Origin of the sequence: Streptomyces sp. NRRL S-1813 (genome assembly GCF_000719605.1) — a bacterium.
GTDB classification, from domain to species: Bacteria; Actinomycetota; Actinomycetes; order Streptomycetales; family Streptomycetaceae; genus Streptomyces; species Streptomyces decoyicus.
Map to the genome: position 1 here is coordinate 232,950 of NZ_JOHB01000002.1, position 12,076 is coordinate 245,025.

The 12,076-nt window shown below is 71.8% G+C and carries 8 protein-coding genes; 4 read left to right on the plus strand and 4 right to left on the minus strand.

Features of this window, described 5'->3' with window-relative positions; translation table 11 throughout:
* Positions 1–38 precede the first annotated feature (38 nt).
* Positions 39–1,859, minus strand: coding sequence for a TIGR03767 family metallophosphoesterase (locus IF67_RS0105740; RefSeq protein ID WP_030982781.1), 1,821 nt, complete (start codon positions 1,857–1,859; stop codon positions 39–41).
* Positions 1,860–2,300: 441 nt separating this feature from the next.
* Here IF67_RS0105740 and IF67_RS41135 point away from each other — a divergent pair, with 441 nt between their 5' ends.
* Positions 2,301–3,068, plus strand: coding sequence for an HIT domain-containing protein (locus IF67_RS41135; RefSeq protein WP_158713035.1), 768 nt, complete (start codon positions 2,301–2,303; stop codon positions 3,066–3,068).
* Between the two features lie 132 nt (positions 3,069–3,200).
* On the opposite strand, the gene IF67_RS0105750 is transcribed toward IF67_RS41135, so the two are convergent.
* Positions 3,201–3,947 carry a hypothetical protein gene (locus tag IF67_RS0105750; RefSeq protein ID WP_051817627.1) on the minus strand — a complete coding sequence of 249 codons (747 nt, stop codon included), beginning with the start codon at positions 3,945–3,947 and terminating at the stop codon, positions 3,201–3,203.
* Positions 3,948–4,412: 465 nt separating this feature from the next.
* Between IF67_RS0105750 and IF67_RS0105755 the strand changes: the two genes are divergently transcribed.
* Together IF67_RS0105755 and IF67_RS0105760 are read left to right on the plus strand one after the other, a co-directional pair.
* Positions 4,413–6,308 carry a glycoside hydrolase family 5 protein gene (locus IF67_RS0105755; protein ID WP_051817629.1) on the plus strand — a complete coding sequence of 632 codons (1,896 nt, stop codon included), beginning with the start codon at positions 4,413–4,415 and terminating at the stop codon, positions 6,306–6,308.
* 139 nt (positions 6,309–6,447) lie between these two features.
* Complete coding sequence (locus tag IF67_RS0105760) at positions 6,448–6,744, plus strand: PASTA domain-containing protein (protein WP_234341001.1); 297 nt, start codon at positions 6,448–6,450, stop codon at positions 6,742–6,744.
* Between the two features lie 30 nt (positions 6,745–6,774).
* Here the strand turns inward: IF67_RS0105760 and IF67_RS0105765 are convergent, their stop codons facing one another.
* Both IF67_RS0105765 and IF67_RS0105770 read right to left on the minus strand, forming a co-directional pair.
* Entirely contained in the window at positions 6,775–7,923 is a 1,149-nt protein-coding gene (locus IF67_RS0105765; protein ID WP_030982791.1) for a Glu/Leu/Phe/Val family dehydrogenase, read from the minus strand.
* 69 nt (positions 7,924–7,992) lie between these two features.
* Complete coding sequence (locus IF67_RS0105770) at positions 7,993–10,899, minus strand: FAD-binding and (Fe-S)-binding domain-containing protein (RefSeq protein ID WP_030982792.1); 2,907 nt, start codon at positions 10,897–10,899, stop codon at positions 7,993–7,995.
* Positions 10,900–11,085: 186 nt separating this feature from the next.
* Between IF67_RS0105770 and IF67_RS0105775 the strand changes: the two genes are divergently transcribed.
* Positions 11,086–12,000, plus strand: a complete 915-nt coding sequence (locus IF67_RS0105775) for a LysR family transcriptional regulator (RefSeq protein ID WP_030982793.1) — start codon at positions 11,086–11,088, stop codon at positions 11,998–12,000.
* Positions 12,001–12,076 lie beyond the last annotated feature (76 nt).

Below are 12,076 nucleotides of genomic sequence, written 5' to 3' on the forward strand. Positions count from 1 at the left end.
AAGGAGCTGCGGATAGCGGAGAGGGCCGGTGGCCCGTCTCAGGCCCGGCGGACCAGGAGTTCGGTGTTGCGGTCCGCCGCGGTGCCCGCCATTGCTTCGTGGACGCCGTCGGTCAGACCCGCGGCGAGGCCGGGAGCGTTGTACGACAGCTCACGGTAGAGCGAAGCGAGGCCCACGGACGAGAGGTCGTCGAAGTCCGTGCGGTGCGGGGCGGCGGACTCGATGAGGGTGGTGAACAGGGACAGCGTCCCGTCGTGGTTGTCCACGAGTTCGATGATCCGTGCGTGCTGGGGATAGTCCACGTGCGAGGCGGTGTTGACCTCCCAGAAGGAGCGGGCGGCCGTCGGATGGGCATGCGGCGTGATGCGGTTCACGTGGCTGTGGCCGTTGATCCAGGCCACCACGTTCGGGAACCGGCTCAGCAGGGCGATGACCTCCTGGCCGTCGTGCCGCTTCTCCTCCGCACGGGCCGCGTCGGGGCGCCGGGTCATGCTCGGGCTGTGGTGGTGGCTGAACACCAGGATGTGCGCGTCGTCGGCGCCGGTATTGCGCACCAGCCGGCCGTCCGCGTCGTAGTGGAGCGAGCTGTGGGCGGCCAATGTCCGCTCCAGCCACTGGAGTTGCTCGGTGCCCAGGGACCCTTCGTAGTGACCGCTGCGGTACGTGGTGTCGATGCTGATGCCGATGACACCCTCGGCGACGGTGAAGGAGTAGTACATCCGGTCGTCGTCGAGGTGATCCTCGGTGTAGCCGTGTCCGACCGGTCCCGCCCCGGCGAAGGCCGGGTTCAGATGGGCCCGCAGGTACTCGTGAGGCGTGAACATCCGGCGGCGCTCGTCGGCGGTCACGGTGCGTGCGCGGGCGGCGTTGTGGCGGAGGATCTCCTTGAGCACGGTGCTCTTGGGGTCGCCGCCGGTCTCCAGCACCTTGGCGAAGGCGGCCACGTCGGTGTCCGGCACGGCGAACAGTTTGCGCGCCCCGGTGACGTACTCCGCGAGCATGGGGTCCTGCGGGGCCAGACAGCCACCCGGCAGGTCGTCGTGGTTGCCGGGCGTCGAGTACCAGGGAACGCGCAATCCGGGGCTGACGACCGGGCGCATCGCGGCTTCGAGGTAGCCGGGGATCGCCGGCAGGCCGCGTCTCTTGTCCTGGTCGCGCAGGTCGTCGTCCGGGTGCCAGTACAGCGCCAGGCCGGAGTTCTGTACGCCCTCGAACGACGTCGGGTCACCGGTGTTCGGTGTGATGCGGCCGCCGCTCATGAGGGTGAGGAACCACTCCAGCTCCCTCATGGAGTGATTGTCGATGTTGTCGCCCGTGGACATGACGAAGGCCGGCGGCCGCCCGGTGTGGGGTCCGCCGCCGACCGCGTTGGCCTGCTCCACCAGCGACACCGCACCGGCCACCGACAGCGCCTCCTGCGCCCGCCACGATCCCGGCGATCCGGCGCGCAGGTACTCGGTGCGCAACGGGCCCTGGACGTCGGCCACATGGAGGTCGGTGAACTGGACGAAGCACGCCAGAGCGGTCCGCCGGTCCTGGCGTCCGGCCGCGGCGGAGGTGAGTTCGCCCCGGACGACCAGCGGCCAACCGGGGCCGGAGGTGAGGCGGCGGTAGCCGCCGCTCCCGACGAGCCGGGCTGCCGTGTCCAGTGTGGTGGCCGCGAACGGTGCCGCTCGCCGCCCACCGGGGCGGGTCGGCGACGTACGGCTGAGCGACTGCGCGTGCGCGGTGCCCGGAGCCCCGCTGCTGCTGCGCTGGCCCGGCAGTGCCAGGGCGGCACCGGTTCCGGCGACGGCGGCGCCGGAGGTGAGGAGGAAGCGACGACGGTTGGGGGAAAGGTGGGTTGCCATACCGGCCATGAGGCCCTCCGAGCCGTGGTCGGTCTGCCTGACCACAGCCATGTGTCACCAAGCGGAATGTCTCATTCCAAAGCTTCCGGGGTGAGCGTGGCCAGAAGCTGAACGGTCCCGGAACTGGGCACACCTATTGCCCGTCGGTATGGGCGGCGGCCCCTCGGCCGTGGCGACCGGAACGCGCTCCTCCGGCCTCCGGGCTACGGCCTCCCCGCCGTTGCCTCCGGATGGAGCGGCCGTGGAAGGGTCGTTCACGGGCCGCAGGGGGAGCCCCAGGGGGAGTGGAGAGGGCTTGGCTGTGTGCCGGTCTCATGGGCCGGCCGACGCCATGTCATGTACATCTGTCGGAGGGAAATCCGCGCCCGCTGACGGCATTCACGCGCCGGCACCACGCGGGAAGGGTCTCCCGTTCATGCGGTCCCCCGTCCCCTCATGACAGGAGAGGTCATGCCCACTGCCGTCGCCCCGGTCCGGATCACGTCCTACGGCGCCCGCTGGGGTGCCCCGCCCCGGCATGACACCGGCGCACTCGTGCTGGACGTCCGTGACTGGAAATGGGACCCGGCCGACACCGCGGTCACCGCGCCGCTGGTCCCGCTGACGGGCCTGGACCCCGACGTGCGTGACTATGTCCTGTCCGATCCGGAGGCGCGGAGGGCCATCGAGCGCACCGGCCGTCAGGTGCTCGCCCTGCAACGGGCCGCCGCTGAGGAGGCTGTTCACCTGTATGTCGCCTGCTGGTACGGCCGCCACCGCGCTCCCGCCGTCGCCCGGGCCGTCGGCGACTGGCTCGCCGCGCACGGCACCGCCGCCGACGTCGAGCACCGCGACATCACCCGCCCGCTGATCCACCGCGAACCCGCCAGACAACTGGAGTCATGCGTGTTCTGCCGCATTGCCGCCGGCGCCGCGCCCGCCCAGCTCGTCCGTGACTGGCCGGATGCCCTGGCGATCGTGCCCCGCCGCCCGGTCGCACCCGGCCACCTCCTGGTCGTCCCGCGCCGCCATGTACGGGACGTGACGACCGACCCCGCCGTGACGGCCGCGGTGATGCAGCGCGCGGCGGAGCTCGGCGCGGAACTGACGGGCGACCTGAACCTCATCACGGCGGTCGGCCCGGCGGCGACACAGACGGTCTTCCATGCCCATGTCCATCTGGTCCCCCGACGCCACAGTGACGGACTGCCGCTGCCCTGGACCCCGCAGCAGCAGTGACGGAATGAAGGAGCCGCCGACCTGCGCAGAGAGCGCCGCCGGCAGCTCCTGATGGTCACTTCGGCGGGGCCGGCGGGCACTGCGGCCGGGACGGGCGGGGCGGGACGGGCGGCCGGGACAGGCGGGCTCCGCTCATCCCCATGAGCCATGGGCCTCCTGGTCTTCCTGGCCGGCCCGGCGAGCACCGTGCCCCAGGTTGAGGGCGGTGGGGAGGTCGACGGACGGGTCGAGGGAGGCATCGATACGGACGCGCAACAGCGGCCCGCCGCCCCGGAAACATGTGGTGCCGAGGGCCGCGTTGAGCCGGGCGGCGGCGGCCGCGGTGACCGTGATGCCGGTGTTCATCCGCAGTGCTGCGGCCTCGGTGTCGATGGATGGGTTGATGCGCGGCCGGGTGAAGGAACCGAGGGTGATTCTCGCGCCCCGGTTCACGACTGCGCTGAGGGTGCCTTGGCTGAGGTTGCCGACGAAGCCGGTGACCCTGGCGACCTTCTTGGTCTTGATGTTGATCAACGCGATTCCGGCGCGGGTGAACCGGAGCTCGCCGCCGACCTTGCCGCCGCTGTTGGTGACCGCACCGCTCCTGATGCCGAGGCTCATGCCGCCGGTGGAGTAGTGGGGGCTGAGCTGGCCCTGGGCGTCGATCTCCGCGACCGCCACGCCGCGGGCCCTGAGCGCGGCGAGGAGGGTCGGCGGCGCGTCGAAGCGGGCCGAGCCGCCCCGGACGGGGACCTCGGTGTTTCCGGCGAGGCGGGTGGCGGCGGCCCGGCCGTCGGACGCGACGGTGGCGGCGGAAGGGCACGCCGGGGCAGCGGCGGCTGCGAGAAGAGCGGTGGTGAGCGCCAGAACGGCAGCCGTGGCGAGCGGGCGAGCGCGCATGCATGTCCCTTTCTCCGGTGGGAGCGAGTGCCTACGGATGCCTACCCGGCACCCGATTCCGTGATGGAGTGGTCACTCTATGTGCTCACCGTGGCGGTTCCGTGGCGGCCGAGGTGCGCCAGGCCGGGCTGTACGCCGCCCAGCCCTATGGCGGCGCCGTCCTGCCGGGCGGATGTCCGGTGCGTGGCCGGCGCTTCCCTCGGGGCCCAGCCGACACCCACCCGCATCGCACCGCATCGCGCCGTACCGTGCCGGGCCGTGCCGCGTCCGGGGCCGAAAGCGGTCGCAGGGGTATGGCCCCGTCAGCCACTCGTCGGTAGCTTGTCGATGCCCTGACGGCGGTGCCGCCACCGCGGGGCTGCTCGCCGGACGAACCGACGGGCACCACCGACGAAACAGGCAGATGACGTGAAGCCCTTCTTACGTTCGGCGTGCGGTGCCGTAACGCTCTGCCTCGCCCTTGTCATGGCGGGCCTCGGCGCCCCCGGCACGGCCGCGGCACAGGTCATGCCGGACGCTTCCGCCGCCGGACCGTCGGCCGCACGAAAACCCGCCGTGGCGTGGACGGCTCCGCTGTCCACCAGAGGCCGCTACATCGTCGACGCCGACGGCAAGCGGTTCCGGCTGAAGTCGGGGAACTGGGACGGCGCGCAGGGCTCCTGGAACGGTGCGGGGGACATCGGCGACGACGCCGGGCACCACAGCGGCCAGAACTCCCACGGCATCCCGCTCGGCCTCGACCGCGTACGCATCGCCTCCCTGCTGCACGACTTCCATGCACTGGGCCTCAACAGCATCCGGCTGCCGTTCTCCAACGAGATGATCCACTCCGTGGCCCCGGTGCCCGATGCCGCGGTCGCCGCCAACCCGCACCTGCGCGGCAAGACCCCGCTCCAGATCTTTGACGCGGTGATCGCGGCCCTGACCGCGGAGGGCTTCGCCGTCATCCTCAACAACCACACGAACAGCACCCGTTGGTGCTGCGGCCTCGACGGCAACGAGCGATGGAACAGCCGGCAGACCACGCGGCAATGGGCCGACGACTGGGTCTTCATGGCCCGCCGCTACCAGGACCACGGCCGTGTCGTGGGAGCGGACCTCTACAACGAGGTGCGCCGCGACATCTGGGACGACCCCAACTGGGGCCTGGGCGACAACCACGACTGGCAGGCCGCCGCCCAGGAGGCGGCGGACCGGATCCAGACCGAGGCCAACCCCCGTCTTCTCCTCATCATCGAGGGCATCAACTGGACCGGTCTGCCGGTGGACGGGCTGCCGCACGGCCGCCCCACCCTCGCCCCGGTCCGTACGCTCTCGCACACCCTTGTGCGCTCCGGGAAGCTCGTCTACTCGGCCCACTTCTACGGCTACACCGGCCCGCACCACAGCGGCGCCACCGGCGTCGGGGAGACCAGCGACCCCCGCTATCAGGACCTGACGGGCGATCAGCTGCGTGCCGTGCTGCACGACCAGGCGTTCTTCGTCTCCGCCGAGAGCGGGCAGCATTTCACCGCACCCCTGTGGATCAGCGAATTCGGTATCGGCTCCGACGAGTCGGGAACGGCGGCCCGCACCTGGTTCGCCGCTCTGACGGACTACCTTGCCGCCACCGACACGGATTTCGCCTACTGGCCGCTCGTCGGCTGGAGCACCGACCGCCAGGGCCGCCCGGCCGGAGACAGCTGGGCCCTGCTGCGGTACGACAACGCCGGGGGCCGTACCGGGGTCCTGGACGGCGGCGACTGGCGGGCGGCCGCGTGGCACCGGCTGACGACGGCACCGCAACGGACGGGACCGGTGTCGCCGACCCCCGCATGGCACATGCTCACCCTCGACCACCGCGACTTCATCCAGTCCCTGAGCACACGCGCCCTGGGCGACTGGGACAGCGGAGCCCGCAAAGCGGCCTGCCCCGACGGCGAACGGCTGATCGGCCTCAGCCACACCCAGGGCCGCGGCCTGTGCACCGATGCGCCCACCGCCGGCGATCTGCGCACACCCGGAAGCGCCCCCGAGGTCGTACGTGACGAGCGGTACGTCCCCGCGGGTGGCGACTGGGCCCCTGGCTACACCAAACTCCAGTGCCCGGAACGGCACTTCCTCACCGGCTACAGCCTGCGGGGGGCGAAGGTCTCCGCCGCCTTGTGCATGCCCGCCCGCGCCTCGCTCGGCAGGGCGGGGGAGACCCTCTGGTTCGACCGCGGCGACCACCGCCCGCCCGGCGACCCCGGCGGCGACTTCGCCCACGGCCACTACAAAGGGCAGTGCCCTTCCGACGCCTACGCGGCAGGCATCGCCTACACCAGCCGCCTCGGACACCGGGGCAGCCCCGATGCCCTGCTCTGCCGGCCCCTGTCATAACGGCATCGGTACGTGCTTCTTCGAGGTGTGCGCCGAGGCCGGCTTCGTCCCCTTCCCGCATCCCGGGAATGTGATGGTCCTGGGCCCGGAAGAGTGAGGTCCTGCGGTGACCGTTGCCCCCGGTGATCGTTCTCCGGTGATGAAGAGAATCGTCACTGCCTCGGTCCTTGCCCTGTTCTGCCTGGTTCCCGCCGTTCCGGCGCATGCCGACGGGCCCGAGAAGATGCCGCACGTGGCGGGCCAGGGGCTGGTCCCTGCCTACGCTGCCCTCCGCTACGACACCTCCGTCCAGCTGAAGGACGGGGGCGGCGCGGGCCGCCATGTGCTGTGGCCCGCGGCCTGGAAGGTGTGTGCGCAGAACCCGGAGGCGGGCACTTCCCTCCAGGGCCGACGGGTCACGCTCACCGTGGTCAAGCGCGAGGAGTCGTGCCGGTAGGGGGCGCCCGCCCGTTCCGCCGGCCGGGTGTCAGTCGCGCGGGATGCGCCCCTTGCTGTGCATGGCGGTGCGGACGCGTTCCTCGGCCAGACGGCGGCCGGCGGCGTGCGGAGTGACGTCCTGCCGCCGGGCTGCGTCAAGGACGGTCACGGCGTTGGCTCGTAGCCTCGTCGAGACCGTCTCGACAATGCCGGCCGTGTCGGGCCGGAAGCCGGAGTAGCGGGCGTCCATGGCGAAGGCGGCTGCGACCACGCCTCCGGCGTTGGCCACGAAGTCGGGGAGCACGGTGACACCACGCTCGGCGAGGATGCGCTGGGCCTCCGCGGAGGTGGGCAGATTGGCTCCTTCCACAAGGATCTTCGCCTTCACTTCGTGCGCGGTGGCGCGGGTGATGACGTCCTGGAGGGCGGCGGGCACCAAGATGTCGCAGTCCACGGCGAGTTCGGCGCCCGGAGCGAGCGCGGTGGCGGCGGAGTGGCGGGTGACGAAGTGGTCGCCGTGCTCGTCGCGCGCCGCCAGCAGCGCGTCGACGTCGAGGCCGCTGGGGTCGTGCAGCGCCCCGTGGGCGGTGGACACCGCCACGATCGTGGCACCGAGTTCGGCGAAGCGCCGGGCGGCCGCGCTGCCGACCGCGCCGAAGCCCTGGAGGGCGACCCGGGAGCCGCTCAGTGGCAGCCCCAGGTGCTGTGCCGCGGCGTCGGCCGCCTCGGCCACGCCGTAGCCGGTGACACCGAGCTTGTCGTAGGCCACGCCACCGAGATGTTCGGGGGTGCCGACGGCGGCGCCGCGGTCGCCCAGCTCGTCCTGGATGATGGCGGCGTCGCTCTCGGTCAGGCCCATGTCGAGTCCCATCACGTACTCGCGGGGCACCTCGTTGGACAGCGCGCGGGCGAAGGCGCGCAGCACCGCCTCCTTGTCGCGGGAGGCGGGATCGGCGACGATGCCGGCCTTGGCGCCGCCGTAGAAGAGGTCGACCGCGGCCCATTTCCACGTCATGACACGGGCCAGCCGGGACACCTCGTCGACGGTGACGCCGGGGCTCATGCGGGTGCCGCCCTTGCCGATGCCGCGGGCGGTGTTGTCGATCACCAGGACGCCCTTCATGCCGGTGCGCCGGTGCGAGACGACGACGATCTTCTCGGGGCCCCACTCGTCGACGAGAGAGAGTGCATCAGTCACGGGTGTGTTCCTTGTCGGTAGGAAGGAAGCGGGATGAAGAGGAGGGAAGACGAAGGAGGGGAGCGCAGGTCAGGAGGAGGTGTCGGTGGGCGGCAGTGCCTGGGCGATCAGCTCGGCGAGGTGGGTGCCGCTGCGCCGGGTCTGTTGCGCTATCTGGGTGCGGCAGCTGAAGCCGTCGGCCAGGATCCGGGTCTCGTCGGTGGCCGAGCGCACTGCCGGGAGCAGTACCTGTTCGCCCGCGGCCACCGACACGTCGTAGTGGCCGCGTTCAAAACCGAAGTTGCCGGCGAGCCCGCAACAGCCGGAATCGAGCGTGGTGTTGTCGATGCCCATGCGGGCCAGCAGTGTGCTGTCGGCGCCGAAGCCGGAAGTGGCGTGCTGGTGGCAGTGGGTCTGGCTGATCGAGCGGGCCTCGATCCGTGGGGGCTGCCAGCCGGGGGTGTGGTGGACGAGGAGTTCGGCGAGGGTGCGGGTGGCCCGGGAGAGGGCGCGGGCGTCGCCATTGCCGTCGAGGAGTTCGGGGAGGTCGCTCTTGAGTGCCGCGGTACAGCTCGGCTCCAGTCCGACGACGGGTATGCCGGCGCTGGCGGCGGGAGCCAGAGCGGCGGTGGTTCGCCGGGCGATACGGCGGGCGATGCCGAGCTGGCCGGTGGTGATCCAGGTGAGCCCGCAGCACTGGGTGCCGTCGGGGACCTGCACCCGGTAGCCGGCGTGCTCCAGGACGGCCACGCCGGCTTTGAGGACGTCGGGGCTGAAGTGGTTGTTGAAGGAATCGACCCAGAGCAGGACCGGGCCGCGCCGCCCGTCGCCCTCGGGTGGGCGGCGGCGGAACCAGGTCAGGAAGGTCTGACCGGCGAAGCGGGGGAGGTCGCGCTGCGCGGCGATGCCGCCCAGCCGTTTGAGGGCCGGGGCCAGACGGGAGGAGGTCAGCGCGTTGACCAGGCCGGGAACCCGGGCGGCCAGCCGGGACAGCAGCGGCAGCCAGCCCATGGTGTAGTGCGAGGCGGGCCGCAGGCGTCCCTTGTAGTGGTGGTGCAGGAACTCCGACTTGTAGGTGGCCATGTCCACTCCGACGGGACAGTCGGCGCTGCATCCCTTGCACGACAGGCACAGATCGAGGGCGTCGCGGACCTCGGCGGAACGCCAGCCGTCGGTGATCACCTCTCCCTGGGTCATCTCGTACAGGAGACGGGCCCGGCCGCGGGTGGAGTCCTTCTCGTCCCGGGTGACCCGGTAGCTGGGGCACATCACGTCGCCGCGGTGGTCGGCGGAGCGGCACTTGCCGACGCCGACACAACGGCGGGTGGCCTTGGCGAAGTCACCGTCGTCGGCGTGGAAGGGGAAGACGGTGGCCAGGGGCAGGGGAGTGCGGTGCGGGCTGACGCGCAGGTCGCCGTCGACGGGCAGCGGCTGCACGATCATCCCGGGGTTGAGGCCGTTGTCGGGGTCCCAGAGGGTCTTGAACTCCTCGAACAGGGCGATGATCTCGGGGCCGTACATCAGGGGCAGCAGCGCGGAGCGGGCCTGGCCGTCGCCGTGCTCGCCGGACAGCGAACCGCCGTGGGCGGCGACCAGCCGGGCGGCATCGGCGAGGAAGGCGCGGAAGACGGCGGTGCCCTGCTCGGTGGTGAAGTCGAAGTTGATGCGGACGTGCAGACAGCCCTCGCCGAAGTGCCCGTAGACGGCGCCCTGTAGCTCATAGCGGTGCAGCAGATCGGTGAACTGGCGCAGATAGGAGCCGAGTTGGTCGGGCGGGACGGCCGCGTCCTCCCATCCGGGCCAGGCTTCGGAACCGTCGGGCGTCCTGGTGGCCAGGCCCGCTCCGTCCTCGCGGATCCGCCACAGGCCACGGGCCCGTACGGGATCGGTGATGGCCTCGCTGCCGGTGCAGCCCGCGGCCCGGTGCGCGGTCTCCACCAGCGCTTCGGCCTGCTGGGGCAGTGCGTCCGCCGGACCGCCGAGTTCGGCGAACAGCCAGGCCTGTGCGGTCGGCAGGCTGTCGATGGCGGCCCGGGTGGCGGGCCGGGTGACGATGTCGGTCAGCGCGTGGTCGAGTCCCTCCAGCGCCAGCAGCTCGTGCTTGAGCAGCGCGGGGACCGCGTCGGCCGCGGCACAGGCGTCCGAGAAACCGAGGACGACCAGGGCCCGCGCGGGCGGCGGCGCCACGAGACGGACGGTCGCCGAGAGGATGACGGCCAGCGTGCCCTCGCTGCCGACGAGGGCTTTGGCGAGGTTGAAGCGCCGCTCGGGCAGCAGATGTTCCAGCGCATAGCCCGACACCTGCCGTGGGAACTGCCCCAGCTTGGTGCGCAGCGCCGCCAGATTGCGCTGGGCGAGGCGGTGCAGGGAGGCGATCAGCTCGCCGCGCTCGTCTCCCGCGGCGATGGCCTCGTCGATCTCGTCCTGGGTCATCTCGCCGAGCCGCACCACCGTGCCGCGGTAGGTGGCCACTTCGAGTTCCACGATGTTGTCCGCGGTGCGGCCCCAGGCGAGCGAGTGCGAGCCGCACGCATTGTTGCCGATCATGCCGCCCAGGGTGCAGCGGCTGTGCGTGGAGGGGTCGGCGCCGAACAGCAGGCCGTGCTCGGCGGCGGCCTTCTGGAGGTCGTCCAGCACGATGCCGGGCTGCACGGTTGCGGTCCGGGCGTGCGGGTCCAGCGCGGTCAGCCGGTGGAAGCAGCGGGAGAAGTCGAGCACCACGCCCGACCCGAGGGCCTGCCCGGAGGTGCTGGTGCCCGCTCCGCGTGCGGTGATCGGCACTCCCAGGCGACGGCAGACGGCGAGCGCGTTGAGGATGTGCTGCCGCTCGCGGGGGAAGACCACGGCCAGCGGGACATGGCGGTAATTGGAGGCATCGGCCGCGTACTGAGCCCGGTGACCGGCGTCGCCGGCGACCTTGCCGCAGTCCGCCTGGTCGAGGGCCTCGGCCACCGCTGCCGCGTCGAGGCCACCGAGGCCCTGCGCTGTCGTCGTCACCGTGCTCGCTCCTTCGTGCTCACCGGTCGCCTTCGGCCTGGTCCCGTTCACGATGCGGGCCGCCGCGGGCGCGGGACAAGGCCCAGCAGAGCGAAAGAATTCATGCTTGAGGGCAACGAAAACTTATGCTCGCCGCCGAGGGCGGCCGGTGTTTATGCTCGCCTCCCGCGTTCTTGGGAGCCCGCGTTGCTGAAGCCACTGCATCTGCTCACACTGAAGGCCGTCGTCCACAGCGCCTCGTTCGCCCTGGCGGCCCGCGACCTCGGCTACACCGCGTCCGCCATCTCACAGCAGATCTCCGCCCTGGAGAAGGAGACCGGGCTGGTGCTGTTCGAGCGGGAGGCGCACGGGATCCGTCCCACGGCCGCAGCCCACCGACTGGTCGACCTCAGCACCCACGTACTGGCGGCGATGGACGATCTGGACCACCAGGTGCAGGAGCTCGCCACCGGTGTCACCGGCCGGCTGCGGCTGGGCAGCTTTCCCACCGCCGACGTCCGGCTGGTGCCCGCCGCGCTGTCCGCCCTCGTCGAAAGCCACCCACGGGCACAGATCCAGCTGGAGGAGGGCGAGCCCGAAGAGCTCATCACCGCGCTCAGCCACGGGGATCTCGATGTCGCGCTCGTCTACGAGTACGGGCTCAGCCCCCGCCAGTGGCCCGACGGACTGACCCGCCATCACCTGCTGAGCGAGGACCTCGTCCTGCTCAGGGCCCGCGACAGTGGCCTGAGCGCGCAGCTGTCCCAGCTGTCCCGGGCCCGCTGGATCACCAGCCGGGAGGACACCGCCGGGGCCCGGTCGTTCGTCCGCCTCTGCGCGGCAGCGGGATTCGACGCCGCCGTCGCCTTCCGCAGCAACAACTACGACGTGGTGCGGGAGCTGGTGTCGGCAGGACTCGGCGTGGCCGTGGTCCCGGCGCTCGGCCATGTCCCCGGGGAGGGCATCGAGGCCACCCGGGTCACCCAGCGCTCGGCACACCGCAGGGTGATGGCGCTGCACCGCAGCGAGAACAGCAACCCGCTGCTCCCCACCGTCCTCGGATGTCTGCGGGGGGCGGTGCCCGCCGGCGAGCCGTATCTGCACCCGGCGGACGACGAGTGAGGTCCGGCCGACGGCGGGGACCGCCGCTCCCGGGGCGGGGGAGCGGCGGCACACCGGCGGCGTCGGCCGACCGCCT

Excerpts from the sequence above, each read along its gene's own strand:
- IF67_RS0105740 (WP_030982781.1), bottom strand. The coding sequence starts at position 1,859 with ATGGCCGGTATGGCAACCCACCTTTCCCCCAACCGTCGTCGCTTCCTC.
- IF67_RS41135 (WP_158713035.1), top strand. The coding sequence starts at position 2,301 with ATGCCCACTGCCGTCGCCCCGGTCCGGATCACGTCCTACGGCGCCCGC.
- IF67_RS0105750 (WP_051817627.1), bottom strand. The coding sequence starts at position 3,947 with ATGCGCGCTCGCCCGCTCGCCACGGCTGCCGTTCTGGCGCTCACCACC.
- IF67_RS0105755 (WP_051817629.1), top strand. The coding sequence starts at position 4,413 with ATGGCGGGCCTCGGCGCCCCCGGCACGGCCGCGGCACAGGTCATGCCG.
- IF67_RS0105760 (WP_234341001.1), top strand. The coding sequence starts at position 6,448 with ATGAAGAGAATCGTCACTGCCTCGGTCCTTGCCCTGTTCTGCCTGGTT.